The sequence below is a fragment of the Cupriavidus sp. PET2-C1 genome (genome assembly GCF_054515855.1).
The window spans coordinates 2,454,615-2,479,946 of record NZ_CM137260.1; the positions used below are offsets into that span (position 1 = coordinate 2,454,615).

Here is a 25,332-nt window from a genome sequence, read left to right on the forward strand (position 1 = left end):
GGATGGAAGCCCCTGCTGCGGGGCACTCGGGCGTGCTGCTGGCTTGTGGCTTCTCGCGCAAGCCGACGATGAAATCGGCATGGCCATGGCGCCTAGCCGTTCAGCCGTTCACCAGTTCATCGGTTCACCGGTTCAGATGCCGATGAACTCCGCATACTCGGTGAGCGGCGCGCGCGTGGCGCGCAGCTGGTTGACCGCCGCTGCCGGATCCTCGTAGCCGATCGCCATGCCAGTAAACAGCATGCGTTCGGCGGGCAGGGAGAGAAAGCCCGCAATGGTCTCCGGATACATCGCCCAGCATTCTTGCGCGCAGCTGTCCAGCCCATGCTCGCGCAGCAGCAGCATCACCGTTTGCAGGTACATGCCCAGGTCCGACCATTGCGGCGGGCCCATGCGGCGGTCCACGGTGCAGAACAGCGCCAGCGGCGCGCCGAAGAACGTGAAGTTGTTGGCAAACTGGGCAAGGCGCGCCGGCTTGTTCTCGCGTGGGATGCCCAGGCAGCGATAGAGCTCCTCGCCCACCTGGAAGCGCCGTTCGCGATAAGGCGAGACCAGCTCGCGCGGGTAGACGTCATACTCGGTCCCTTCGCCGCGGGGCGCGCCGGCGACGCGCTCGCGCATGGTGGCTTTGAGCCGCGCCAGCGGCTCGCCGCCTACCACGTGCAGGTGCCACGGCTGCAGGTTGCCGCCCGAGGGCGCACGCGCGGCCTGCTCCAGCACGGCGCGGATGATCTCCGGCGGCACCGGCGTGGGAAGAAAGCCGCGTACCGATTTGCGGCTCTGGACTGCCATGCTGACTTTCACGCGGCTCTCCTGGGGCTTGGCTGGGGGATCAGATAAAGGGCGGCTCGTTGCCCCAGTCGAAGAAGTCCGGCATGTCCTGCGACACGCGCTCGGGGAAGCTGGCCGGGCGTTTTTCCAGGAAGGCGCTGACGCCTTCCTTGACGTCGGCCGACTGGCCGCGCGACTGGATCGCGCGGCTGTCCAGGCGGTGCGCCTCCATCGGGTGGCTCGCCCCGGCCATGCGCCAGATCAGCTGGCGCGAGATGGCGACGGATACCGGCGCGGCATTGTCGGCGATCTCGCGGGCCAGCGCCTGCGCGGCCGGCAACAGGTCCTCGGGCGCGTGCAGCGAGCGCACCAGCCCGCGCTCCAGCGCCTCCTGCGCGGAGAACACGCGGCCGGTGTAGCACCATTCCAGCGCGGTGGAGATGCCCACCACGCGCGACAGGAACCACGACGATGCCGCCTCGGGCGTGATGCCGCGGCGCGCGAACACAAAGCCGAACTTGGCGTCGCTGGAGGCCAGGCGGATGTCCATCGGCAACTGCATGGTCACGCCGATGCCCACCGCCGGGCCGTTGACCGCCGCGATGACCGGCTTGAGGCTGCGGAAGATGCGCAGCGCCACGCGTCCGCCGCCATCGCGGTGGGAGGCTTCCTTGCTGGCGCCGTAGCGCTTCTCGTAATCGAAGGTAGAGCCGCCGGAGGACAGGTCGGCGCCGGCGCAGAAGGCGCGCCCGGAGCCGGTGACGATCACCGCGCGGACGTCGTCGTCGGCGTCGGTGGCGTCAAAGGCGTCGATCAGGTCCTGCATCATGCGCGGGGTAAAGGCATTGAGCTTTTCCGGGCGGTGCAGGGTGATGGTGGCGACGCCCTTGTCGACGGCGTATTGCAGGGTCTCGAAGCTGGGGGGGACGGCTGGGTTCGGGGTGCTCATGGCTGGCCTTGGCTCTCTCGAAATGGGTGTGGATAAGGTAGTGCAGAATCGGGCGCCTGCAATCGTCGAATCCGACGAGGTAGGCACGGCAGCGCCGCCGTAGACTGGCGCCAGGACGCCTGGCGGCGCATGCCCGGCAGAAGACAGACCAGAGACGATACAAGACCCGAAGCCAGAAGGAACGACATGAAGACGCGCATTACCGAATTGCTGGGCACCCGCTACCCCATCATCCAGGGCGGCATGCAGTGGGTTGGCTACGCCGAGATGGCCGCCGCGGTCTCCAATGCCGGCGGGCTTGGCGTGCTCACCGCGCTGACCCAGCCCACCCCGGAAGCGCTGGCCGCGGAGATCCGCCGCACCCGCGAGCTGACCGACCAGCCCTTCGGCGTCAACCTGACGCTGCTGCCCTCCATCAACCCGCCGCCGTACGCCCGCTACCTCGACGTGATCATCGAAAGCGGCATCAAGGTGCTGGAGACGGCGGGCAACAACCCCAAGGAGCATATCGCGCGCGCCAAGGCGGCCGGCATCAAGGTGATCCACAAGTGCGTGGCGATCCGCCATGCCATGTCGGCCGAGCGCCTGGGCGTGGACGCGGTGTCCATCGACGGTTTCGAGTGCGCGGGCCACCCGGGCGAGGACGACGTCCCGGGCATGGTGCTGATCCCGCTGGCGGCGCGCCGGCTGGGCATTCCGGTGATTGCATCGGGCGGCATCGCTGACGGGCGCGGCATGGCGGCGGCACTGGTACTGGGCGCGGAGGGCATCAACATGGGCACGCGCTTTTGCGCCACGCGCGAGGCGCCGATCCACCACAACGTCAAGCAGGCCCTGGTGGACGCCAGCGAGCGCGACACCAACCTGATCTTCCGCACGCTGCACAACACCGCGCGCGTGCTCAAGAACGCCATCTCCGATGAGGTCGTCACCATCGAGCGCCAGCCGGGCGGCGCCCAGTTCGAGGACGTCAAGCACCTGGTGGCGGGCGTACGCGGCAAGGCCGCGCTCGCCGCCGGCGAGACCGATGGCGGCATCATCAGCGCCGGCCAGTGCGTGGGCCTGATCGACGACATCCCGACCTGCGCCGAGCTGATCGAGCGCATGGTGGCCGAATGCCGCGAGCAGCTCGGGGTGGCCTCGCGCTACTTTGCAGCATAAGGCGGCGCATCCATGGCAGAAGCCAATCAACCGTCCGATGCCGGCACGGGCGCAGGGCAATCCGAAGGGGCCGAGGCGGCGCCGCCAGGCTTTGTCGCCTTGCGTGGCGCCAAGGGCTTCCTAGAGAACTTCGGGCAGATCTACGTGGACCGGGCGCGGCGCGTAGTGGCCATCCGCATCGGGCCGCATCACCTCAACCCGCTTGGCATCCCGCACGGCGGCATGCTGGCCACGCTGGCCGACACCGCCATCGGCATGATGATGGCGCTGGAGACCGACCGCAAGCAGCCGGCGGTGACGGTCAACCTCAGCATGGACTACTTCGATGCCGCGCGGGTGGGCGACTGGGTGGAGGCGCACGTCGAGTTCGACAAGCTGGGCTCGCGGCTGCGCTTCGGCGGTTGCCGCCTGATGGCCGGGGAGCGCTGCCTGCTGCGCGCCACCGCCATCTTCTCGGTGCTCACGCCGCGCACATGATGCGCCGCCGCCGCTTGGCGCGTCGGCGGCGCTGCGCAATCGTCGCTTCCGACGACGCCGGGCGCCCCGCTGCTGCGCCAGAATCCGCAACAGGATAGCGAGGCTTGGCCGTGCCCTTCCCGGGACGCGGCCATCACGGGCGGGTTCGCCCCGGAACGACGAACGACAAGAGGAGACGACATGGCAGAGGCATACATCGTAGCGGCCGCGCGCACCGCGGGCGGGCGCAAGGGCGGCAAGCTGGCAGGCTGGCATCCGGCGGATCTCGCCGCGCAGGTGCTGAACGCGCTGGTTGAGCGCAGCGGCGCCGATCCGGCACTGATCGACGACGTGATCATGGGCTGCGTCGGCCAGGCCGGCGAGCAGGCCGGCAACGTGGCGCGCAATGCCGTGCTGGCCTCGAAGCTGCCGGAAAGCGTGCCCGGCACCTCGGTCGACCGCCAGTGCGGCTCGTCGCAACAAGCCCTGCACTTTGCCGCGCAGGCGGTGATGTCCGGCACCATGGACATCGTGATCGCCGCCGGCGTCGAAAGCATGACCCGCGTGCCGATGGGCCTGCCCTCCACGCTGCCCTTCAAGAACGGCTTCGGCAGCTCGATGAGCCCGGCCATGCAGGAACGCTATCCCGGCGTGAAGTTCAGCCAGTTCACCGGCGCCGAGATGATGTCGCGCAAGTACGGCCTCACGCGGGACGACCTGGACCGCTACGCGCTGGAAAGCCACCGCCGCGCCATCGCCGCCACGCAGGCCGGCCGCTTCAAGGACGAAATCGTGCCCGTCGCCGTGCGCGCCGCCGACGGCAGCGCCAACGGCGAGCTGCACACGGTGGACGAAGGCATCCGCTTTGAAGCCAGCCTGGAATCCATCGCCAGCGTCAAGCTGATCGAGGAAGGCGGCACCGTCACCGCCGCCAGCGCCAGCCAGATCTGCGATGGCGCGGCGGGGCTGATGGTGGTCAATGAAGCCGGCCTGAAGAAGCTGGGCGTCAAGCCGCTGGCACGCATTCACCATATGTCGGTGCTGGGCCATGACCCGGTGATCATGCTGGAAGCACCGTTGCCGGCAACGCTGCGGGCGCTGGAGAAGGCCGGCATGAAGATCGGCGATATCGACCTGTTCGAGATCAATGAAGCGTTTGCGCCGGTGCCGCTGGCTTGGTTGCAGACCACGGGCGCGGATCCGGCACGGATGAATGTGAATGGCGGGGCTATTGCGTTGGGGCATCCGCTTGGTGGCTCGGGGGCTAAGCTGATGACCACGCTGGTGCATGCGCTGCATGCGCAGGGGAAGAGGTATGGGTTGCAGACGATGTGTGAGGGTGGGGGGATGGCGAATGTGACTATTGTTGAAAGGTTATAGGGTTGATTGTTGGGGGGTCTTCGTTGCTTTTATTTTGCGGCGATGGCTTTTGGGCCCAAGGGCGGCACATTGGGCTCTTGTTGCCTTGGTCGGTATTTCTTTGATCGGCGATAGCTTTTGCACCCAAGTGCCATACGACATCCCCCTGCGGGGGCTGCCGGTCACTTTTCTTTGACCGGCAAAGAAAACTAACGAAAAGAAAGCCGCCCTGCCGGGAGCAGAGCAATAAGGCTTATGTGGGGTAGTGGTTGCGTCGTACGGCCCGGAGTGTTGGCTGGCGTGCCTTACCGGCCCGAAGGGCATCGCTACTGCATGACCCAATGGTCACGTGGTGGTGCCCCTCATCGCTTTGCGCGGTGAGCGTTCGGGCATCTGCCGTTCGCGGTGCGTAGTACCACGATCCTGCCTGCCATGGTGGTTTCGTGGTTTTGTCTCTGACGGTGGCCGCCCGGCCATTTGATGCCCTGCCGTACCGGCGCGAGCGGCACCTTGCTATCGCCCCCACCGGTTTCGTGGTGGGCATCGTGGCCCGGTCCGCGGGGGCCGCGCTCGCACCTCACGGTGCTCGTCCTCCGAGACAAAACCACGAAACCAGCCACCCCCGAAACGGCGCAGCACTTCGCCCCGCGAACGGCAGATGTGGGAACGGTCACCGCAAGCGAGGTCAGGGGCTGCACCACGTAACCCATGGGTCATGCAGAAGCGATGTCCTCTGGGCCGGTAGAATCCGTCAGCCAACACTCCGGGCCGTACGACGCAACCACAGAGGCAAAAACAGCCTGATTGCTCTGCTCCCGGCAGGGCGGCTTTCTTTTCGTTAGTTTTCTTTGCCGGTCAAAGAAAAGTGACCGGCAGCCCCCGCAGGGGGATGTCGTATGGCACTTGGGTGCAAAAGCCATCGCTGCTCAAAGAAACCGCAACCAACCCGGCAGGCGGATGTCGTATGGCCCTTGGGTCCAAAAACCAACGCCGCACAAAGAACGCCAAACCAAGGCAACAAGAGCCAACGGTTCTGCCCTTGCCCCAAACAACCAAAACCGCTTACGCAAACGTAATAGCATCCCGCCGATCACCCCGATCCAAATGCGGCAAACTATTAAAACTAAGCAACCTCTGCGTCCCGCGCCCAGAAATAATCTCGCAAAACGCCGTATTCCGAAACTGCAAATTCAACTCGATCGCAGTCTGCGCCGGCGCACCCAGCAAATCCGCGGTAGCCCGCCCGATAGCCCCGCCAGAGCTGACAACCAACACCGCATCCTCCCGCGAGGCCCCTTCCGTGGCATGCAGCAAACTATCGCGGATCCGCCCGCCAAACTCTGCCCATGATTCCGGCATGCCCACCAGTTGATCCAGCGTCCAGGCCTGATAGGCCGCGCGGAATGTGCGCCAGTAGTCGTTGTAGTCAGCGTTCTGGTGCGCGCGATGATCCGCTCCACCGGTATGGCTGCGATACAGCGCTTCGCCATCGTATTCGTTAAGGCCGAGGTGGGTTTCGATATCCGTCCGGACCGGCACATCGCCAGCCCGCATGCCGGCCAGGATCTCCAGCGCGGTGTCTTGCTGGCGCACCAGCGAGCCGGCAACCACGCGCTTGAACGAGACGCCGCGCTCGCGGAAATATTCGCCCAGCCAGCGGGCCTGTTGCCGGCCGGTGTCGGAGAGGCAGTCGTAGTTGGCGGCGCCGAACGAGGCTTGACCGTGCCGTACCAGGAAGAGCGTTGCCATGCGTGATGTCGGCGCCGGTAGGCACCCGGGAAGCGGTAAAACGGGAATCGGCACGCGAACGCGGGGGGCGCCGCGCGGGGTGCAGCCATTGTATGAGTGCCGGGCGCGGCGGCCAAGCTAAGCCGCGCCGGATTCATAGCGGTCATTGCCGCGCTGCATTATCCCGCTGCGCAGCTGCAAGGTCAGTCCAGCCTGGGTCAGGCCTTAGTCCAGCGTGACGCCGGTGTCCGCGGTCAGCTTGAGCACGCCCGGCAGGTAGGCCTTGTAGGCGGTCAGGGCTTCTGCCGGCAGGTTGCCGATCGGCTCCGCGCCCATGTCCTCGATGCGCTGGCTGATCTCTGGTGTCTTCACCAGTGCGCTCACCTCGCGGCCCAGGCGCTCGACGATGTCGCCGGGCGTGCGTGCGGGGACCAGCAGCGTGATGGGGCCGGTCAGCTTGTACGGCTCGTCGGGATAGCCGGCTTCGGCAAAGGTTGGCACGTCGGGCAAGGCCTTGGCGCGCCGGATGCCGGTGACGGCCAGCGGGCGTAGCTTGCCGCTGGCGAAGTGCTGCTTGAGCGAGGTCACCGAGCCAACCGTCATGTTGACCTGGCCGGCGAGCAGGTCGCTCACCATCGGGCCTTCGCCGCGATACGGCACATGCAGGATATCGATGCCGTAGGTTTTGTCGAGGTAGGCCTGGATGGTGTGCGGCTGCGTGCCCGGGCCCCAGGAGCCCATGCGCAGCTTGCCGGGTTCCTTCTTGGCATAGGCGATCAGTTCCGCCACGGTCTTCACCGGCAGCTTGCCGTTGACGGCTAGCACCGTGCGCGCCATGGCGATGTCGGACACCTGGCGCAGATCGGTGCGCGGGTCGTAGGGCAGCTTCTTGTAAAGGGCGAGATTGGCGGTGATGGGACCGGGGATGGTCAGCAGCAGCGTGTAGCCATCGGGCGCTGACTTGGCCACATAGTCGGTGCCGATGATGCCGCCGGCGCCGCCTTTGTTCTCCACCACCACGGTTTGTCCCAGCCGTTTGCCCAGGCCTTCGGCCAGTGTGCGCGAGAGCGTGTCGGTGAGGCCGCCGGCCGGGTAGGGCACGATCAGGTGCAGGGGCTTGGCGGGATAACTGGCTTGCGCCTGGGCTGCCAGCGGCAGCAGTGCCGCGCAGGCGCAAGCCAGCAGGACGGCTGCCTTCCCGCAGAACGGGCTGCGTATTGTCATGTTTTGTCTCCTCGGGTTTTTATAGGATCCGGCGCGCGCTCCGAGCAAAATGCGCGCGCCGATACTGGGCAAGGCTTGATGACGGCGGTAAACCACGCGCGGACCCGCGCGTATCGATGTGGTGATGTTGTGACGCTACGACGTCAGGCCGGCAGCGCCAGGTAGCCGGCTACCAGCCGGGTCATCTCGCCGGGCAACCGTTCGTCGTCGAGCGGCAGCGGACCGGCGTCGTTGAGGATGGCATTGACCACGATGCTGAACACGGCTTGCATGGCAAAGCGCACGCGCATCTCCGCTTGCTCCGCTGGCACAGGCATGCGCGGCACCAGCAGCGCCACCATGCGTTCCACCACGTCTTGCCCGCTTTCGCGGTGCGGCAGCCACTCTTCCGGGCGGACGGAGGCGTGCTTGAGCGATGCCTTGATCACGCCGCGGTTGGCGTGGCAGCCGAGCACCACGTAGCGCATGATTTTTTCCAGCATCACATCGGTGGGCACGTCCTCCCAGCGTTCCACGCGCAGGTAGCGCGCCACGGAATCGCCGGTTTCCTGCATCACCAGCGTGCGCAGGGATTCGAAGAATGCCTGCTTGTCGCGGAAGCGGCCGTAGAAAGCCCCGACCGACACTTCGCAGGCCGAGGCGATCTGCGCAACCGACACCGCGGAGAAATCCCGCTGCGCGAGCAGCTCGCGGCCGGCGTCCAGCAGGGCCTGCTCGGTCTCGCGCGCACGGCGCTGGCGCGGCGGCTGCAGGATCGACGGGGTCGCTACGGTAGGGAATGCGGAAGTCCCCTTGGACGGCTTGGCGGGGGACGCGGCAGAGGACGAGAGGGGCATGGTAATTCCGTATGCGAATTCTGATTCGGTTTTGTGAACCATATGGTTACCACGGCGTTTCGTCAAGAAACGGTCTACATTTCCAATATGTGGAAATACATACCGTTCTTTGACACAGAAAATGACGCCGCCCACACTGCGGTGCAAGGAGACAAGATGAACACGCCGGTCGAACAATTCATAGCCGAGCGCAGGAAAGAGGATCCGTCCTTCGGTGGCTTGCTGGCCAAGGGCTTTGCCTTGCTGCGCTGCTTCATCGACGAGCCGCGTCCGCTTGGCAACGGCGAGCTCTCCGAGCGCCTGCAGATGCCACGCGCCACGGTGTCGCGCATCTGCCGCACGCTGTTCGAGCTGGGCTACCTGGATTGGGACCCCAAGCTCGACAAGTATTTCGTCGGCGCCCAGGTGCTGGCCCTGGGTTATCCCTACCTGGCCGGGCTGCAGGTGCGTCATGTGGCACGGCCGCTGATGCAGGCGCTGGCGGATCGTATCGAAGGTGCCGTATCGATGGGCGTGGCACACCGGCTGGACGTGACCTACCTGCAGAGCTGCACGCATCACGAGGGCACGGCGGCGCGCCCCGGCGTGGGCGCGGTGCGCTCGGTGCTGAGCACCGCGATGGGTCGTGCCTTCCTGTGCACGCTTTCCAAGAGCGAGTTCGAGCAACTGATGCAGGCCGCGCGCCACGAACGCGCCGAGGAGTACGCCGCCTGCTACGACACCATTTGCCACAACGTGGCGCATTACCCCAAGCGCGGCTTTGCCATCAATGAAGGCGATGCCGGCAGCGGCGTGCATGGCGTGGGCGTGTACTCGCGCATCGTCTACCTGAACCGCCCGCTGCTGTTCAACTGTGCGATCGCCGGCTCGCAAATGCGGCGCGGCATGCTGGAAAAGAAGATCGCGCCGCTGCTGATGGAGATGACCCGCACCATCGAATCCATGACGGGCCTGCGGCAATAGCCCGGCCGGCAGAGAGAAGGCACACGAAGCCACACACACATACACAGCGCCGGCACAGGCGCAACCAGAACAAGCCAATCAAGGCCATCCGGAGACAACGCCATGCCCAATCTAGATTTCCTGCTGAAACCGCGTTCGGTCGCGGTCATCGGCGCGTCCACGCAGGCCGAGAAGGTGGGCGGCATGCCGATTCGCCTGCTGCGCGAGCTTGGCTACGCCGGGCATGTTTTTCCCGTGCATCCCACCGCCAGCGAGATCCAGGGCTTGCCCGCTTACGCGACGCTGGCCGCCATTGGCCAGGCCGTCGACCTGGCCATCGTGGCGGTGCCGGCGGTGGCGACGGAATCCGTGATGGCGCAACTGGCGAAAAACGGCACGCGCGCCGCGATCTTCTTCACCTCGGGCTTTGCCGAAGTGGGCGATGAGGGCCTGGCCATGCAAGTGGCGCTGGCCGAGAGCGCGCGCCGCCACGGCGTGGCCCTGCTCGGCCCCAATTGCCTGGGCGTGATGAATCTGCGCGCGCGCATGTTTGCCACGTTCTCGCCGATCCCGCTGACTGGCGTGCCGCCTGCGGGCGACGTGGGGCTGGTCAGCCAGAGCGGCGCGTTTGGCGCCTACGCCTTTGCGCTGGCGCGCGAGGCCGGGCTGGGCCTGAGCCATTGGGTGACCACTGGCAACGAGGCCGGCCTGCAGGTGGCCGACGTGATCGAGTGGATGGCGCAGGACGCGGATACCCGCGTGATCCTGGCGTATATGGAAGGCTGCCGCGATGGCGCGCGCCTGCGCCGGGCGCTGGCCGCGGCGCGCGCCGCCGGCAAGCCGGTGGTGATCACCAAGGTGGGCACCACCGAGGCAGGGGCGCGTTCGGCGCAGTCGCACACGGCCAGCCTGGCAGGCGAGGATGCGGTGTATCAGGCAGTGTTCGACGAGTACGGCGTGCATCGCGCCCATACGCTCGAGGACTTCTTCCGCCTCGGCTACACGCTGTCGCGCGGGCGCCGCCCGGCGCGCTGGGACAGCCCGAGCGGGTTGATGGCCGACGCGGTGGCGCCGGTGGCCATCGTCACCGTGTCCGGCGGCGTCGGCATCATGATGGCCGACCGCGCCGAAGAGCTTGGCATGCCCATGCCGCCCATGCCCGCGGCGGCCGCCAAGGTGCTGCGCACGAGCATCCCCTTTGCCAGCACCGCCAACCCGATCGATGTGACGGGGCAGGTGGTGGCCCAGCCCGCCGTGCTGCTCGACGCGATGGCCGGCGTGGCCACTTGCGGCGAGTACGGCAGCGTGGTGGCCTTCCTCGCCGGTGGCGCCAACGCGCCGCGTTTGTGGGAAGGATTGCAGCGCACCATCGGCGCGCTGCATGAGGACAAGCGTGCAGCGCCGCTGCTGCTTTCCGGCGTGGTCGACGACGACAAGCGGGTGTGGCTGGAGGCGCATGGTTGCCTGGTGTTCCGCGAACCGGCCCACGCCATCGAGGCCGTGGCCGCGCTGGCCCGCGCGGCAGCATTGGAAGCCGCCGCCGCGAGCGCGCCAGTTGCCGAGGCCGCAGCGCCGGCCGCCGCGCTCCTGCGCGATGTGCCGGACGATGCCAGCGCGCTGTCCGAGTTCGACGCCATGCGCCTGCTGGCTGACGCCGGGGTGCCAGTGGCCGCGCACGGCCTCGCACGCGACGCCGATGAAGCCGTGGCGCTGGCGCAGCGCATCGGCTACCCGGTGGCGGTAAAGCTGTGCTCGGCACAGGTGCTGCACAAGAGCGACGTCGGCGGCGTGGCACTCAACCTGACGGACGACGCCGCGGTGCGCAAGGCCTATGCCGCGATGCAGGCAGCGCTGGCCCGGGCCGACGCCAGCCTGCCCTTCGAGGGCGTGCTGGTGGCCCGCATGGTGCGCGGCTGGGGCGAGCTGATGGTGGGCGTGCGGCGCGATCCGGTGTTCGGGCTGGTGGTGCTGGCCGGCATCGGTGGCACCGCGGTGGAGATCTTCCGGCAGATGGCCTTCGGCCTGGCGCCGCTGTCGCCCGAGCGCGCCCGCGCCATGCTCGAGCAGAGCCGCGCGGCGGTGCTGTTCGCCGGCCATCGCGGCAACCCGGTGCTGCCGCTGGCGCAGGCCGCCGACTTGCTGGTGCGCGTGTCGAAGGTGGCCGCGGCGCTGGGTCCCCGGCTCGACACACTGGAGATCAACCCGTTCATCATCGGCGCCGATGGCGCGGTGGCGGCAGACGCCGTGATCACCTTGCTGCCGGCGGGCGGGCCAGGGGCATGACCGAGATGGCGTAGCAACGAAGCTTGACCCCACCGCGCAACCCGATGCCGGCACAGACCGGACGCGCGGATGGGGAACCACCAGAACCGGAGACAAACCATCATGCATTTGCAAGCTGCAAGGACCGCGCGCGCGCCGGCGGCAGGCGCTCTCACCGTCGTCATGCTGACGGCGCTGGCCGCCACACCGGCGCACGCCGCACCCCCGCAAGCCACGAAATACCCTGACAAGCCGATCCGGCTGGTGGTGCCCTTTCCGCCGGGCGGCGGCACCGACGTCATCGGGCGGCTGGTGGCCGCCAAGCTGTCGACCGCGCTGGGCGGCACCGTGCTGGTGGAAAACGTGGCGGGCGCCACCGGCACCATCGGCTCGGCCCAGGTGGCGCGCGCCGCGCCGGACGGCTACACGCTGTTGCTCGGCATCTCCGCCACGCATGCCATCGCGCCGGCGATCTTTCCCCGTCTGCCCTACGATCCCGTGCGCGATTTCGTGCCGGTGGGCCGGCTGGCCTACGGCGGCAACGTGCTGGTGGCAGGCCCGGCGTTCACGGGCAAGGACTTGCCTGCGCTGATCGCAGCCGCCAAGCGTCCAGGCGCAGACCTCACCTATGGTTCCTGGGGCCCCGGCTCGGGCGGCCACCTGGCGGGCGAGAGCCTCAATGTCAGCAGCGGCATCCATCTGCGCCACATTCCCTACAAAGGCGTGAGCCCGATGCTGACCGATGTGATGGGCGGCACGCTGCCGGTGGCCATGTCCGACCTGGCCGGCACCTTGCCGTTGATCCGCAGTGGCAAGGTCCGGGCGCTGGCGGTGACCGGCTCAGAGCGCTCGGTGGCGCTGCCAGATGTGCCGACCTTCGCCGAGTCCGGCGTGCCGTTGCGCATCGACAGCTGGTACGCGCTGTTTGCGCCGGCCCGCACGCCGGCTCCCATCCTCGACCGCCTTGAGCGCGCTGTCGACGCCATCATGGCCGAGCCCGCCATGCAGGCGCAGGCCGCCACGCTGGGCATGCGCTTCACCCCGCAGCCGCGCGCCGCTTTTGCCGCCCAGATGCAGGACGACGTCCGCGCCTGGGCCGCCCTCGTCAAGTCGAGCGGCGCCGCCCTCGAATAATCCCGCCAGGAGCCAACACACATGAACATGAACCCTCCCGCTGCTCCAGCTGCTCCCGCTGGTGTCTCCACGCTCGCCAGCCCCCAGCAGGCGCTGGTCGCCGGCGCAGCGCTGCCGCTGGTGATCTACGGCTATGCGCTTATCGAGACGCTGCGCACCTGCCGCCTGCAGACCTCGGTCGCCGCCGCCACCGGCTATGGCCGCGCGCCGATGAATGCATTGTCCGCGAGCGAGCGCCAGTGGACGCATGAGGACCGCGACATCGTCACCCCGGCCAACGACCTGCTGTACTTCTGCGGCTGGGTCAACCTGGCCGATGGCCCGGTGACGCTGCGCATTCCGCCGCTGCCCGACGCGGGCCGCTACTACGTGATCGAGCTGCTCGACGTGCACACCAACAACTTCGAGAACCTGGGGCCACGCAATGTCGCCGCCGAAGGCGGCGAGATCGAGCTGCTCGGCCCGGGCCAGAAGGCCAGCGGCGCGCATGCGGTGTCATGCCCGAGCTCGCTGGTCTGGCTGCTCGGCCGCGTGCTGGTGCAGGGGCCGGATGACCTGGCGGTGGCGCGTGCCTTCGAGCAGGGCTTCGCGCTGACCCGTACGCCGGGCGCGGCGCGTCCGCGCTGCGTGGACCAGTGGCACGACAGCGGCCGGCCAGCGCTGGACTTCTTCCACAATCTCTTCAACGCATTGCGCGAGTTCCCGCCGGCGGTTGAAGAACTGGGCATCCTGACGCTGTTGCGCAAGGTAGGCATCCGACTGGAAGACGAGACCGATTTCGCGGCGCTGCGCCCGGCCATCGTGGCCGGGCTGGAAAGCGCCTACGCACAAGGCATGGCGGTGATCGAGGCCCATACCCGCAGCCAGGGCCGCAAGAGCTGGGGCTACAGCCTGAAGCTGGGCATGTACGGCGACGACTGGCTGCAGCGCGCCTGCACCGCGATGAAGGGCCTGGGCGCCCTGCGCGCGGACGAGGCGATCTACGCCATGGCCGATTTCGATGCCGACGGCGCGCCGCTCGATGGCCGCCGCCGTTACGAGCTGCGCTTCGCGCCCGGCATGCTGCCGCCCGCGCAAGCGTTCTGGTCGGTGTCGCTGTACGGCGAGGATCGTTACTTCAGCGCCAACGAGATCGGCCGCTACGCCGTGGGCGACCGCACGCCGGGCTTGCGCATGGAGGCCGATGGCAGCCTGGTGATTCCGATCTCGCACGCGCGAGCGCAGCAGCAGGAGAACTGGCTGCCCGCACCCGCTGGTTCGTTCTACCTGATCCTGCGGCTCTACCATCCCGCGCAGTCTTTCCTGCAAGGCCAGTACACCATCCCGGCCGTGCGCCGCGTCGATTGAGCCAACCCAGCTATGGAAACCAACATGCACCAGACCGTATCCGCCGTATCCGCCGCGCCCGCCCTCGACGCCATCCGTTACACGCTGCCCCTTTACGAAATGGCGCGCATGCGCGCCGCCACCTGCCCGCGCCGCAACAGCGCCGGTGTGTTTGCCGCGCAGCAGCCCGATGCCCCGGTGCGCTGGATCAATCATTTCATTCACACGCGCCAGCTGCTTGGCCCGCAGCATCGCCAGGTGGTCACGCCCAATAACGACACGCTCTACAGCAACGCCTGGATGGACCTGTCGCAAGGGCCGCTGCTGCTGGACGTGCCCGACAGCTTGGGCCGCTACTACGTGCTCGGCCTGCTCGATTTCTATACCAACCCCTTTGGCTATATCGGCACCCGCACCACGGGCAACGGGCGCGGCCGCTTCCTGCTGCATGGCCCGCGCTGGCAGGGCGACGTGCCGGCTGGCGCCACCGCCATCGCCTGCCCCACGGATGCGGTGTGGCTGCTCGGCCGCGTGCTGGTGGATGGCGAAGCCGACCTGCCGGCCGTGCACGCGCTGCAGGACCAGTTCCGCCTGAGCACGCTGGCCGGGGCGAGCGCCGCGCGGGCCTTCGATGTGCGCATGCAGCCCGGCGAGCATCTGGGCGATCCGCGCCGCTATGCCGAGGTGGTCAACCAGGCGTTGCGCGAGAACCCGCCGCCGCAGGCTGAGGCAGGGCTGGTGGCAGGCTTCGCGCCTTTTGGCATTGGCGCGGATTGCGATGCGGCCGGGCTTGGCGATGAAGCGCTTGCCCGCCTGGGCGACGCCATCCAGACAGTGCTTGCCGAATTGGCGACGCCGCTGCCGTCCGACCTTGGCGGCGGCTGGACCCAGCCGGTGGAAATCCGCGAATCGTTCGGCACGCGTTTCGCCGAGCGCGCGCTGGTGGCGCGCAACTATATCGGCGCGCTCGGCGTGCAAGAGGCGATGTACGTGATGGCCGACCGCGACAGCGAAGGCGCGCCGCTCGATGGCCGCGCCGGCTACGAACTGGTCTTCCCGGCCGATGCGCTGCCGCAGGTCGGCGCGTTCTGGTCACTCACCATGTATGGCAAGGCCGACTGCATGCTGGTCGATAACGTGCTGGGGCGCTACTCGCTGGGCGACCGCTCGCCGAGCTTGCGCTACGCGCCGGACGGCGGCCTGCGGCTGCGCCTGTCGGCCACGCCGCCGGCCGACCCGGCAGACGAAGGCAACTGGCTGCCCGCGCCCGCAGGCCCGTTCTACGTGACGCTGCGGCTCTACGTGCCCCAGCCCGCGCATCTCGACAAGACCTTTGTCTATCCGCCGATCCGCCCGCTGGCGGGCGCCGCCGCTTCGGTCAAGGAGCGGTCATGGCACTGAATTCGCACAAGCGCAGGCAAGTGCTGCGCCTGGCCGGCAACGCCATGCTGTTGGCCGCGGGCTGCGGTGCGCTGGCGCCGGTGCATGCCGAGGGATTTCCGTCGCACCCGGTGCGCCTGGTGTCGCCCTACGGCCCGGGCGGCTCCAACGACATCTCGGCGCGCCTGCTCAGCGAGGGGCTCAGCCGCAAGTACAAGCAGCAGTTCGTGGTGGAGAACAAGCCCGGTGCTGGCACGCGCGTGGCCAACGAGCAGATCGCGCGCGCCACGCCGGACGGCTACACGCTGTTATGGGCGGCGGCGCCGTTTGCCATCAACGCGGCGGCAGGGCTATCCCAGCATTACGACATCCACAAGGACTTCGTGGCGGTAGGGCCACGCGTGCTCGGGCCGATATTCCTGATCGTCAAAGCCGATTCACCGGTGCGCACGGTGGCGGATTTCGTGCGCATGGCGCGCGAGAAAAAGGACGGCGTGACATTCGCCTCGCCGGGCATCGGCTCGGGCCCGCACCTGACTGCCGAGCTCTTTGCCGCCCAGGCAAAATTCAAGGGCCTCAACGTGCATTACCGCGGCGACTCCACGGCCTACACCGAATTGCTTGCGGGGCGGGTCGACGCCACGCTGACCGCCATCACCACGGCGCTGCCATTTATCAAGGCCGGCAAGCTGCGCGTGATCGCGGTGTCCGCCGAGCAGCGCACGCCGGTGTATCCGGACGCGCCCACGTTCGGCGAGCAAGGGTATCCCGGTGTGGTGGGTTACGGCTGGTTCGGGCTGATGGCGCCGGCGGGCACGCCGCCGGCCATCGTGCAGCAACTCAACCGGGACGCCAACGCGGTGCTGGCCGATGCGCAGACGCGCGGCAAGCTGATCGGCCTCGGGCTGCAGCCGGAGGCGGGCGACAGCGCATCGTTCGCGCGCTTCGTCGATGCCGAGGTGGCCAAGTGGGGGCCATTGATCAAGTCGGCGGGGATCAAGCTGGAATAGGTGGAGCAGGGGGAGCAGGGGCGGGACCACTGCAGCCGGATCCCCTATGTTGTATTCAGCATACGTTTACCGCCCTAGGCAAGATGTGCGTCAAGATGCTCTGCGCCGAGGGTTTGCACGGTCAACCCGCGCGGCAGCTTGGCGGACGGGGCAGCAACCGCCTCGCAGGTTAGGTAACCGGCACTCCGCTGGTGCATGCGCCGCTGTTCAAGGACGGGCAATTGCCCTATCGTGACGACCTTCCCCGCCAACTCTGCGCGGCGATTTCACCGTCTTGTCCCGTCTTGCCGCGGATTGTCCGGGTTTGTCCATGTCCTGCTCTCTTTCACGCATCGCGCGCCGCTTGCGCTCGCTGGTGTCCGGTTGTCAGCTGCTGCCGATGCTGCTTGCATTGGCGGCGCTAGCCTTGGCGCCGCAGCCCGCCGGGGCCGCGGATCACCCTGCGCAGCCGGCCAGGCAATCCACCGCCGACGTTGCCACCGATGTTGCCACCGAAGTTGCCGCTGAAGCTGCCCCCGCTCACGAGCCGGGCAAGCGAGCGCGCGTGTGCCTGGTGCTGTCCGGGGGCGGTGCGCGCGGCTACGCGCATATCGGCGTGATCCGGGCGCTGGAGAAAATGCACGTGCCGATCGACTGCATCGCGGCCACCAGCATGGGCGCGGTGGTGGGCGGCTTGTACGCCAGCGGCTTGTCGGCGGGCGAACTGGAGGCCAAGCTGTCGCATACCAACCTGAGCGATATCGCCTTCGACCGCAACGAGCGCGCCGAACTGCCGCAGGCGCAGCGCGAGGATGACCTCCAATACCCGATCGGCATCTCGGCCGGCTACGGCGACGGCAAGATCAAGCTGCCCACCGGCCTGGTACAGGGCAACCGCCTGCTGGCGCTGCTGCAGAACCTGACCCCGCACCTGCCGGCCGACGGCGCCTTCGACAAGCTGCCAACGCCGTTTCGCACCATTGCCACCGACCTGGGCACCGGGGCCCCGGTCGTGCTGGACCACGGCTCGCTGCCGCGCGCCATCCGCGCCAGCGTGGCCGTGCCGGGCTTGTTCGCGCCGATCAAGGTGAACGGGCGCGTGCTGGTCGATGGCGGGCTGGTCAGCAACCTGCCGGTGCAGCTCGCGCGCGACATGGGCGCCGACGTGATCATCGCAGTCAATATCGCCTCGCCGCTGGATGACCCCGGCAGCCTGGACTCGCCGGCGGCGGTGACGCAGCAGATGCTCACCATCCTGACCAACCAGAACGTGGCCACGCAAAAGGCGCTGCTCAAGCCGGGCGACGTGCTGATCGAGCCCCAGCTGGGTGACTTGTCCTTCACCGACTTCTCGCGCGCCAACGACGGCATCCAGGGCGGCTGGAACGCGGTCTTGGCGGCCGAGCCCAAGCTTGCGTCGCTGACGCTGCCGGAGCACGCCTGGCAAAGCTACCTGGCGGCGCGCAAGAACGGTCAGGCGGTGGCGGGCCCGGTGCGCATCGATGCCATCCAGATCCAGTCGCAAGGCCGGATCCCGGCCAGCTTCGTGCGCAAGTACCTGGGCGTGAACGAGGGAGACACCTACGACGCGGTCACGCTCAACCGCGAGATGGCGCAGCTCTCCACTTCGGGCGACTTCGAGAGCGTGACGCAGGAACTGGTCACGGAAGACGGGCGCAATGTGCTGAAGGTCGACGCGCAGCAAAAATCCTGGGGCCCGCAGTTCCTGCTGTTCGGCTTCGGCGTATCCAATACCTTCAATGGCCAGGGCGGGTTCAACCTGCAGCTGGGGCATCGTTATCCCTGGATCACGCCTGGCGGGCTGGAATGGCGCAATGACATCGTGCTGGGCAGCACCCAGGCCAAGTGGCGCACCGAGCTGCGCCAGCCGGTATTCGACCGGCTGGGCTTCTATGTCGCGCCCTATGTGGAATACGGGCGCAAGCGCGTCGATCTCTATGGCGACACCGCGCCCAACCGCAATACCGACCCGATCACCGCCTTCCGGATCGACACGGCCGTCGCGGGCCTGGACCTGGGTGTGCCGCTGGGCCGGCTGGGCGAGTTCCGGGCGGGCGTGAACTACCAGCAGGTCAACTACTCGGCCGTCTATAACCTGCCTATCGGCACCGGCCGGCTATTCTCCCAGGCCCGTGTGCGCCAGCCCACCATGCGCGCCCAGCTCACCATCGACCAGCTCGACGATCCGCTGTTCCCGCGCACCGGCTACTACCTGCTGGCGACCAACGAGCTGGCCTTCGGCGGCACCGACAACCGCTTCAACGATGCCCATGCCAAGGCGCTCTGGGCCGCCAGCTACGGCCGGCACACGCTGAACCTGGCGGCGGAGGCCGCGGCCACCTATGGCGATCACCGCAGCGACAACAGCGTCAGTGGCGGGCTGGGCTTCACGCTGGGCGGCTTCCAGCATCTTTCGGCCTACGCGCAGGACCAGTTCTCAGGCAACTACCTGCTGTACGGGCGCGTGACCTACCTGAACGACCTGCGCGAGTTCATCCTGCCCGGGCTGCGCACCACCGTGGTGGGCACCAGCCTGGAGGCTGGCGACGTCTGGCTGCGGCGCAAGAACTTTGGCAACGGGCCGTTCAAGACCAGCGCCAGCCTGTTCATTGGCGGCAACAGCGCCATTGGCCCGCTGTACTTCGGCTTTGCCGCGGCGCCGAACGGGGTGTGGAACCTGTACTTGCAGCTAGGCCGCGTGTTCTAGCCCGCGGGCGCCGGCAGGGGCTCGTTGGCGCTCACGGCGTTATCGGCGCTGTCCGCCGGCCGGAAGGTCACCGCGGAGATGCGCCCGTTGCGCATGCGCAGGGTTTGCGTGCCCTGGCTGTGCCGGGCCTCGCCGTTCATGACAGAGGAGGCCGCAACGTCGATCTGCGCGGTGGCGCCCTCGATGCGCGGCGGTGCGGTGACGGCGATGCGTACCGTCTTGCCGGAGATTGCCTCCAGCTTGGCAAACATGTCGATGACGGCGTCGCGGTCGTCATAGCTTCCCGCCAGTGGATGCTCGCCCTGGTGGCGCCAGCGCACGCCGGGCTCCAGCAACGGGAACAACGCTTCGAACTGTCCGCTGGTGAGGGCCTGCAGGTATTCGTTCACCACGGTGGCGACCGCGTCCTCGGTCATCGGCACTTCCACCCTGGCCCGCGCCGGGCGGCGCGCCTGCGCGGGGTCGAAGCCAAGGAACTCGAGCACGTTGCTGACCACCTGCTCGCGGTCGTTGTCCACGCAGATCATGTGATAGCTGTTTTCCACCACCACCTTGCGCACGTCGGGGACCGTAGCTTCCAGGAAGTCGGCCGAACGCAGGCTGGTCAGCTCGTCCTCGCGCGCGTTCACCACCAGCGTGGGGCAGGCGATGCGGTGGGCGCCGTTGAGCACCCAGCCGCGCAGCCGGTCCACCTGGCGGATGCAGGCCAGCGGCACCCAGCGGTAGTGGAAGTTGTCGCCGCGTTCGAACTTGGCTTTGACGATGGCGCGCACGAGGTCGTTCTTGATGCCGAACGGCTCGTCTTCCTCCACCCGCATGCGCGCGGGCAGCGTGGGGATGTGATAGACCAGGTGCCGCAGCGCGCGGTACCAGGGCGTGGACCAGCCGTCGATGTAGACCGGGGCCGCCAGCGCGATCAGCCGGCCCTTGGTGTGATGGCGGCGCTCGGCCAGCGCCAGGGCCAGAAGCCCGCCCAGGCACATGCCCATGATGTGAAAGGTTTCGTACTGCCCGGCCAGCTCATCGTATGCCTGCGTCACGGTGTCGAGCCATTGCTCGGCCCGCACGGGCACCAGGTCCTCGGGCGTGCCTGCGTGTCCCGGCAGCGTCACCGCGTGGGTTTCCACCCCGGCGCGCCGCAGGGCCTTGTGCATCGGGCCGAGGTCGAACTGCGTGCCGCCCAGGCCATGGATGAGCAGGGCACCCGTGCCACTGCCCTTGAGAGCCGTCATGCTGCGTCGCGCTCCTCGATCACAGCCGCGCCTTGCAGGCGCCATGCGCCGGCAATGACCGCTACGGTCTCGTCACCGTCGAGCAGCGGGCCGCTCATATCCAGCACCATGGTGCAGTCGCCCGCGGGCAGCATCAGGCGAAAGAGCAGGTCGGTGCGGGTTTCGCTACCCCCGTCGCCACCCCCGTCGCCGTCGCTCTCGCGCAGCCAGCGGTCGCGCACCCGGGCGCGGTCGTCGGCATGCACGTGAGCCAGCACATTGTCGAGATTGCCAAAGGTATCTTCACGCACCCCCAGCGAGCGTTCCACGTCGCCGCTCCAGCGCAGCGTGCCGCTGCGCGGGTCCAGACAATAGACCAGCTGGCCGCTGGCCGCGAGCGCCAGCTTGACATCGTTCTGGCGCTGCGCCGACTGCAGGTGCAGTTGCTCGCGGCTGGTGCGCAGCGTGCTGATCAGCAGCGTCAGCAAGGCGGCCACGGCCAGGTATAGCTGGGCTTCCATCAGCGAGCGGCCATGGTGGGCCGCGCTTTCGGCGAACGGGCCGTCGCCCTGGCCGGTATTGACCAGCACGAACAGCGCCAGGATCGCCACCGCCACGGAGCCGCCCCGGCCGCCCCACAGCAGCGTCACCACCGCGGCGAAGAACAGCGGGATATAGGTCAGCGCAAACACCACGCCGGCAGGCAGCGGGCCCAGGCTCTTGTTGTCGAAGATAAAGAAGGTGGTCAGCACCAGCGCGGCGAACGCGCCCAGGCCGAACAGGAAATCACCGCCGCTCATGCCGCCCGAGCGCATGGCGCGAAAGCGCGACCAGCCCGCCAGCACCGGCGTGATGATCAGCACGCCCACCAGGTCGGCCGCGGCCCAGACGCGCGCGGTGCGCCAGAACGGCACGTCCTGCATGATCGTGAACCAGCCCGCGCCCACCGCGGCGCTGGCGGCGCTGCTGATCACCCCGGCGATCAGCAAGCCGCGCACGAAGGCCAGCCCTTCAAGCGAGAAGTGCGTGCGCCTGACCAGTGCCACGCCCACCGCCGCAAAGCCGATCTCGTCGAGCGAGAACAGCATCAGGCGCAGCGTGTCGCGCTCCTCCACCCAGCCCAGCAGCATCTGCGCGGCGAAGAACGCCAGCCCTACCGGCAGCCAGCGCGGCATCGGCGTCAGCATGAACGCGGCCACGGTCACGCCGGCCGGCAGCCAGATATAGCCAGTGGCGGAGAACGGGCCGTTCAGCTTGTGCGAGATGTAGCCGGAGCAGAAGTACAGTGCGGCCCACAAAAACAGGACGACGGCTCGGTTGGTTGGTTTCACGTTGGCTTTCCTTGGCTGATGCCCGGGCACGGATGCGAGGCCGGCGCGCAGCGGCCAGCCATTGTCTGAACGCGCCAGGCCGGCATGCGGCTGACGCAATGGCGCGGCCGGGCAGGGGCATCATAAGCCTGCACAGGGATTTCTATCATGGCGCCATGTAATAAAATCGTCACAATTAAGGGTGTTCGCGGGTGTCCGGCCACGAGTCCGGCCAGGACTCGCCCCGGCGCACACCGGCAAGGCAAGGCCGCAATATAAACGAGGAGAAAAGACCTGATGGCGAAGTACACATTAAATAACCGATTCCTGCCCGGCTTGCCGGTGCTGCTGGCCTGCGCCGCGCTGCCGCTGGCACTGGGCGCGGCCCCCGCCGCCGCCGCCGCCTGGCCGGAAAAGCCGATCCGCCTGGTGGTGGGCTTCCCGCCGGGTGGCCCGGTCGACACCCACGCCCGCATCCTCGCCGAGAAGCTGCAGCCTATCCTGGGGCAGTCAGTGGTGCTGGACTATAAGGCCGGCGCGGCCGGCAACATCGGCTCGGATTCCGTCGCCAAGGCCGCGCCGGACGGCTACACGCTGCTGCTGGCCAATACCGGCCAGATGGCCATCAATGGCGCGCTCTATCCCAAGCTGCCTTACGTGATGCCGCGGGATTTTGCGCCGGTGGCCCGCACCGCGCTGATTCCGCTAGTCATGGTGGTCAACAACAACGTGCCGGCCCGCAACCTCAAGGAATTCATTGGCTATGCGCGCGCCAATCCTGGCAAGCTGAATTTTGCCTCGGGCGGCAACGGCGGCATCTCTCACCTGATGCCGGAGATGTTCAAGCAGGCCAGCGGCACGTTTATCGTCCACATTCCCTACAAGGGCAGCGCCCCGGCGCTGACCGACGTGATGGGCGGCCAGGCGCAGATGATGGCCGACTCGATCCCGCTGTTCACGCAATACATCAAGGCCGGCAAGGTGCGCGCGCTGGCGGTGACGTCCAGGCATCGCTCGCCGGCCTTGCCTGATGTGCCGACCATGGAAGAGGCAGGGTTGAAGAATTTCGAGGTGGTCGGCTTCTACGGCATGCTGGCGCCCGCGGGCACGCCCAAGGAGGTGGTGGCCAAGCTGTCCGGCGCGCTGCAGGCCGTGCTGGGCGAAGCCGATACCCGCGCCAAGCTGGAGCAGCAAGGCGCCGAGGCAGCCTGGCAGGGCCCGGAGGCCTTCGGCCAGACCATTGCCGCCGAGCAGAAGCGCTGGGGACAGGTGATCAAGGCTTCCGGCGCGAAGATCGACTAAGCGCGCCCTGACGCATCGGCCGATGTGGCAAAAGGCCGATGCGCGGCCGGGCTCAGGCGGCGACGATCAGGATCGGGTGGTATTGCGGCAGCCTGGCATCGTCGGTGAGCAGCACCATGGCCTCCTGCAGCGCTTGTGCAACCAGCATGCGATCGAATGGGTCCTTGTGGTTGGCAAAGACCGGCAGATTGTCCACCGCACCCGCGTGGGCGGCAGTGACGTCGAGGAGTTTGTAGCCGCACAAGCGGAAAACAGCAGCGGCCTGGCTACCGTTGAACATGTCCAGCTTTCCCAACCCTGCCTTGATGGATATCTCCCACACGCTGGCAGCGCTCACATAAATCTCATTGGAAGGCTCCGCGATCATCGACCGGGCTTTGGCCGACAGTTGTGGATCGTTCAGGCTCGCCCAGATAGCGATATGCGTGTCGAGCAGCACCTTCACGAGTGGTCACTCTCTGTCCCGTTCTCGAAGAGCGATGCCACGTCCGCATCGAGCGCATTCCATGCCTCCAGGCTGACAGACGGAAACTGGCCAAGCAGCGCAAGCCCCCCGCCGATTCTCCTGGAAACGTCCGGCTCGCCGATGGGCACCAGCTTGGCGGCAGCCTTGCCATTGCGCGCGATGACAATGACATCCTGCGCCCCGCTTTCCAGCGACTCCACTAGCCGTGACAATTGGCTTTTGGCATCGTGCATGTTGATCGTGAGCATGTGGCCATCCTGACTTAGCTAATTCAGTGGGCTAAGTATAGTCCGGCCGACAAGGCAAGGCAACGCGCATATCCAGGTCGGCCACAGGCCAGCAGTTAGTTTAGTTACCACTGTGCAAGCAACGCGCCTAGCCTGTCCGCTGGACGGTCCCACAGCATTGGCGCACCCTGCACAGCTGCTGGCGGCCTGAGCCGGCGCGCAGGTCCCCAGCCGGTCGCTTCCATCGTTTCCGCCAGGTCCGCCGGGGCTTCAGGCGGGAACAGAGATGCTTCGCCTTGCGTGCCCGCCACCAAAAGATGCGCCGTGCGCGCCAGCGAGGCCCGCACCTCGCTGCCGGCGCCGGTCGCCAGGCGCTGCGTCAGCCCGCGGATGGCCGCTGTTGCCATCAGGTAGCCGGTGGCGTGGTCGATGGCCTGCACCGGCAGCGGCTTGGGGCGGTCCAGGCCCGCGGCGCGCATGCCCGCATCGGCAATGCCGGTGCTCATCTGGACCAGGCTGTCGAAGCCGCGCCGGCCCTTCCAAGGCCCGCTCCAGCCATAGGCATCGAGCGACACATCCACCAGCGCGGGATTGATCTCGCGGCGGCGCCGCGCGTCCAGTCCAAGCCGCGCCAGGGCCTCGGGACGGTAACCGTGCACCATCACGTCGGCCTGGCTCAGCAGCCGTTCCAGCACCTGCCGGTCCGCCGCGCTTTTCAGGTCGAGCCGGGCGCAGCGCTTGCCGAGCACCACTTCCGGCACGGTGCCTGGCTCTTCCCAACCGGGTGGGTCGATACGCAGCACATCGGCGCCGAAGCCGGCCAGGAAGCGGGTGGCCACCGGGCCTGCCAGGATCCGGGTCAGGTCCAGCACGCGGATGCCGCGCAATGGGCGGTCGGGGGCGATGGCCCAGGCCGGCCGCGGCCCGCCAGCGGTCGTCGCCCAGTGCATCAGCGGTTCGCTGTTGACGGCGATCCCCTGCGGATGGGTTGCCCATTCGGCCACGGAGCGCATGGCCGCGGCGCAGCCGCCGTTCTCGACGATGGCGGCTTCCAGCGCGCCGGCATCCCATCCGGATACGGCCTGGGCAACGGCGGCCTTGTCCGCATGCGCCGCCATGCCAAGCACGGCGAGGGCCGCGTCGCGGTGATGTGGGGCGTTGGTATGAAGGCGGATCCAGCCGTCCTTGGCCCGGTAATCGCCGGCAACCGGATCCCATTGCGGCGGCAATTCCCAGCCCTGCGGCCGCAGCGAAGTGCCGAACCATAGCGAAGCAAGACGTTGATCTACCTGGACATGCGGCGCATGCCCGCAGGCCTGGTGTATCAATTCGGCAATGGCCAGGGCGGCTGCGCCGACGGCGGCGGTGGCCAGGCCGGTGACGGGGAAGACCGCGGGCAAGTGACCGGCGCCGGCCACCGCGATGTGCTCCAGCCACGCGGCATCCCCGTGTACGCCGCGCCAGATCTCACCAAGGAAACGGGTCGTGGCTGTCGTGGGACTCGTGGCTGAAAGCATGGATTCTCCTGGGGCAGGCATGGCGCGCTCTCTGTGTCAGGGGGAAGGAATCAG

21 protein-coding genes are annotated in these 25,332 nt (G+C 67.7%); 11 read left to right on the top strand and 10 right to left on the bottom strand.

Annotated elements, in window-relative coordinates; all coding sequences use genetic code 11:
- Positions 1-132: 132 nt before the first annotated feature.
- Complete coding sequence (locus ACX12D_RS30980; RefSeq protein WP_459374834.1) at positions 133-804, bottom strand: nitroreductase; 672 nt, start codon at positions 802-804, stop codon at positions 133-135.
- Positions 805-832: 28 nt separating this feature from the next.
- A complete protein-coding gene (locus tag ACX12D_RS30985) occupies positions 833-1,720 on the bottom strand; it encodes a crotonase/enoyl-CoA hydratase family protein (RefSeq protein ID WP_459374835.1) in 888 nt (295 codons plus the stop codon).
- A gap of 186 nt (positions 1,721-1,906) precedes the next feature.
- Here ACX12D_RS30985 and ACX12D_RS30990 point away from each other — a divergent pair, with 186 nt between their 5' ends.
- The 3 genes from ACX12D_RS30990 (at position 1,907) to ACX12D_RS31000 (ending at position 4,717) form a co-directional block, all read left to right on the top strand.
- Complete coding sequence (locus tag ACX12D_RS30990) at positions 1,907-2,881, top strand: NAD(P)H-dependent flavin oxidoreductase (RefSeq protein ID WP_043357169.1); 975 nt, start codon at positions 1,907-1,909, stop codon at positions 2,879-2,881.
- 12 nt (positions 2,882-2,893) lie between these two features.
- Entirely contained in the window at positions 2,894-3,358 is a 465-nt protein-coding gene (locus ACX12D_RS30995; RefSeq protein WP_459374836.1) for a PaaI family thioesterase, read from the top strand.
- A 180-nt stretch (positions 3,359-3,538) separates the two neighbouring features.
- A complete protein-coding gene (locus ACX12D_RS31000; RefSeq protein WP_459374837.1) occupies positions 3,539-4,717 on the top strand; it encodes an acetyl-CoA C-acetyltransferase in 1,179 nt (392 codons plus the stop codon).
- A 1,041-nt stretch (positions 4,718-5,758) separates the two neighbouring features.
- Here the strand turns inward: ACX12D_RS31000 and ACX12D_RS31005 are convergent.
- The 3 genes from ACX12D_RS31005 to ACX12D_RS31015 form a co-directional block, all read right to left on the bottom strand.
- Positions 5,759-6,445, bottom strand: a complete 687-nt coding sequence (locus tag ACX12D_RS31005) for a histidine phosphatase family protein (protein ID WP_459374838.1) — start codon at positions 6,443-6,445, stop codon at positions 5,759-5,761.
- Positions 6,446-6,649: 204 nt separating this feature from the next.
- Positions 6,650-7,648, bottom strand: coding sequence for a Bug family tripartite tricarboxylate transporter substrate binding protein (locus tag ACX12D_RS31010; protein WP_459374839.1), 999 nt, complete (start codon positions 7,646-7,648; stop codon positions 6,650-6,652).
- A gap of 143 nt (positions 7,649-7,791) precedes the next feature.
- Positions 7,792-8,484, bottom strand: coding sequence for a TetR/AcrR family transcriptional regulator (locus ACX12D_RS31015; protein WP_459374840.1), 693 nt, complete (start codon positions 8,482-8,484; stop codon positions 7,792-7,794).
- Between the two features lie 156 nt (positions 8,485-8,640).
- Here ACX12D_RS31015 and ACX12D_RS31020 point away from each other — a divergent pair, with 156 nt between their 5' ends.
- The 7 genes from ACX12D_RS31020 to ACX12D_RS31050 all read left to right on the top strand — a co-directional run bounded on the left by ACX12D_RS31020 (position 8,641) and on the right by ACX12D_RS31050 (position 19,245).
- On the top strand, positions 8,641-9,447 hold the full coding sequence (locus tag ACX12D_RS31020) for an IclR family transcriptional regulator (protein WP_459374841.1): 807 nt from the start codon (positions 8,641-8,643) through the stop codon (positions 9,445-9,447).
- Positions 9,448-9,549: 102 nt separating this feature from the next.
- Entirely contained in the window at positions 9,550-11,709 is a 2,160-nt protein-coding gene (locus ACX12D_RS31025) for an acetate--CoA ligase family protein (protein ID WP_459374842.1), read from the top strand.
- Positions 11,710-11,811: 102 nt separating this feature from the next.
- Positions 11,812-12,822: a Bug family tripartite tricarboxylate transporter substrate binding protein gene (locus ACX12D_RS31030; RefSeq protein ID WP_459374843.1), complete on the top strand. Its 1,011-nt coding sequence runs from the start codon at positions 11,812-11,814 to the stop codon at positions 12,820-12,822.
- Between the two features lie 27 nt (positions 12,823-12,849).
- The gene (locus ACX12D_RS31035; protein ID WP_459376578.1) at positions 12,850-14,169 is read left to right on the top strand and encodes a DUF1254 domain-containing protein; all 1,320 of its coding nucleotides are present in this window, start codon (positions 12,850-12,852) and stop codon (positions 14,167-14,169) included.
- 24 nt (positions 14,170-14,193) lie between these two features.
- The gene (locus tag ACX12D_RS31040) at positions 14,194-15,549 is read left to right on the top strand and encodes a DUF1254 domain-containing protein (RefSeq protein ID WP_459374844.1); all 1,356 of its coding nucleotides are present in this window, start codon (positions 14,194-14,196) and stop codon (positions 15,547-15,549) included.
- The gene (locus tag ACX12D_RS31045) at positions 15,540-16,538 is read left to right on the top strand and encodes a Bug family tripartite tricarboxylate transporter substrate binding protein (RefSeq protein WP_459374845.1); all 999 of its coding nucleotides are present in this window, start codon (positions 15,540-15,542) and stop codon (positions 16,536-16,538) included. The genes ACX12D_RS31040 and ACX12D_RS31045 overlap by 10 nt, the downstream gene beginning before the upstream one ends.
- 379 nt (positions 16,539-16,917) lie before the next feature.
- A complete protein-coding gene (locus ACX12D_RS31050) occupies positions 16,918-19,245 on the top strand; it encodes a patatin-like phospholipase family protein (protein WP_459376579.1) in 2,328 nt (775 codons plus the stop codon).
- Here ACX12D_RS31050 and ACX12D_RS31055 read toward each other — a convergent pair.
- Both ACX12D_RS31055 and ACX12D_RS31060 read right to left on the bottom strand, forming a co-directional pair.
- Complete coding sequence (locus ACX12D_RS31055; protein WP_459374846.1) at positions 19,242-20,477, bottom strand: alpha/beta fold hydrolase; 1,236 nt, start codon at positions 20,475-20,477, stop codon at positions 19,242-19,244. The genes ACX12D_RS31050 and ACX12D_RS31055 overlap by 4 nt on opposite strands.
- Positions 20,474-21,787, bottom strand: coding sequence for an MASE1 domain-containing protein (locus tag ACX12D_RS31060; protein ID WP_459374847.1), 1,314 nt, complete (start codon positions 21,785-21,787; stop codon positions 20,474-20,476). The genes ACX12D_RS31055 and ACX12D_RS31060 overlap by 4 nt, the downstream gene beginning before the upstream one ends.
- Before the next feature lie 276 nt (positions 21,788-22,063).
- Here ACX12D_RS31060 and ACX12D_RS31065 point away from each other — a divergent pair, with 276 nt between their 5' ends.
- The gene (locus ACX12D_RS31065; RefSeq protein ID WP_459374848.1) at positions 22,064-23,068 is read left to right on the top strand and encodes a Bug family tripartite tricarboxylate transporter substrate binding protein; all 1,005 of its coding nucleotides are present in this window, start codon (positions 22,064-22,066) and stop codon (positions 23,066-23,068) included.
- Between the two features lie 52 nt (positions 23,069-23,120).
- Here ACX12D_RS31065 and ACX12D_RS31070 read toward each other — a convergent pair whose 3' ends face one another.
- From ACX12D_RS31070 to ACX12D_RS31080, 3 genes are all read right to left on the bottom strand, one after another.
- Positions 23,121-23,513 carry a type II toxin-antitoxin system VapC family toxin gene (locus ACX12D_RS31070; protein WP_459374849.1) on the bottom strand — a complete coding sequence of 131 codons (393 nt, stop codon included), beginning with the start codon at positions 23,511-23,513 and terminating at the stop codon, positions 23,121-23,123.
- Positions 23,510-23,782 carry a type II toxin-antitoxin system Phd/YefM family antitoxin gene (locus tag ACX12D_RS31075; protein WP_459374850.1) on the bottom strand — a complete coding sequence of 91 codons (273 nt, stop codon included), beginning with the start codon at positions 23,780-23,782 and terminating at the stop codon, positions 23,510-23,512. The genes ACX12D_RS31070 and ACX12D_RS31075 overlap by 4 nt, the downstream gene beginning before the upstream one ends.
- 104 nt (positions 23,783-23,886) lie before the next feature.
- A complete protein-coding gene (locus ACX12D_RS31080; protein ID WP_459374851.1) occupies positions 23,887-25,299 on the bottom strand; it encodes a CoA transferase in 1,413 nt (470 codons plus the stop codon).
- Positions 25,300-25,332: the final 33 nt, after the last annotated feature.

Coding starts and splice junctions, on each gene's coding strand:
- ACX12D_RS30985 (WP_459374835.1), bottom strand. CDS start 1,720: ATGAGCACCCCGAACCCAGCCGTCCCCCCCAGCTTCGAGACCCTGCAA.
- ACX12D_RS31000 (WP_459374837.1), top strand. CDS start 3,539: ATGGCAGAGGCATACATCGTAGCGGCCGCGCGCACCGCGGGCGGGCGC.
- ACX12D_RS31030 (WP_459374843.1), top strand. CDS start 11,812: ATGCATTTGCAAGCTGCAAGGACCGCGCGCGCGCCGGCGGCAGGCGCT.
- ACX12D_RS31020 (WP_459374841.1), top strand. CDS start 8,641: ATGAACACGCCGGTCGAACAATTCATAGCCGAGCGCAGGAAAGAGGAT.
- ACX12D_RS30990 (WP_043357169.1), top strand. CDS start 1,907: ATGAAGACGCGCATTACCGAATTGCTGGGCACCCGCTACCCCATCATC.
- ACX12D_RS31050 (WP_459376579.1), top strand. CDS start 16,918: ATGCTGCTTGCATTGGCGGCGCTAGCCTTGGCGCCGCAGCCCGCCGGG.
- ACX12D_RS31080 (WP_459374851.1), bottom strand. CDS start 25,299: ATGCCTGCCCCAGGAGAATCCATGCTTTCAGCCACGAGTCCCACGACA.
- ACX12D_RS31010 (WP_459374839.1), bottom strand. CDS start 7,648: ATGACAATACGCAGCCCGTTCTGCGGGAAGGCAGCCGTCCTGCTGGCT.
- ACX12D_RS31025 (WP_459374842.1), top strand. CDS start 9,550: ATGCCCAATCTAGATTTCCTGCTGAAACCGCGTTCGGTCGCGGTCATC.
- ACX12D_RS31075 (WP_459374850.1), bottom strand. CDS start 23,782: ATGCTCACGATCAACATGCACGATGCCAAAAGCCAATTGTCACGGCTA.
- ACX12D_RS31035 (WP_459376578.1), top strand. CDS start 12,850: ATGAACCCTCCCGCTGCTCCAGCTGCTCCCGCTGGTGTCTCCACGCTC.
- ACX12D_RS30995 (WP_459374836.1), top strand. CDS start 2,894: ATGGCAGAAGCCAATCAACCGTCCGATGCCGGCACGGGCGCAGGGCAA.
- ACX12D_RS31015 (WP_459374840.1), bottom strand. CDS start 8,484: ATGCCCCTCTCGTCCTCTGCCGCGTCCCCCGCCAAGCCGTCCAAGGGG.
- ACX12D_RS31065 (WP_459374848.1), top strand. CDS start 22,064: ATGGCGAAGTACACATTAAATAACCGATTCCTGCCCGGCTTGCCGGTG.
- ACX12D_RS31005 (WP_459374838.1), bottom strand. CDS start 6,445: ATGGCAACGCTCTTCCTGGTACGGCACGGTCAAGCCTCGTTCGGCGCC.
- ACX12D_RS31045 (WP_459374845.1), top strand. CDS start 15,540: ATGGCACTGAATTCGCACAAGCGCAGGCAAGTGCTGCGCCTGGCCGGC.
- ACX12D_RS31055 (WP_459374846.1), bottom strand. CDS start 20,477: ATGACGGCTCTCAAGGGCAGTGGCACGGGTGCCCTGCTCATCCATGGC.
- ACX12D_RS31040 (WP_459374844.1), top strand. CDS start 14,194: ATGCACCAGACCGTATCCGCCGTATCCGCCGCGCCCGCCCTCGACGCC.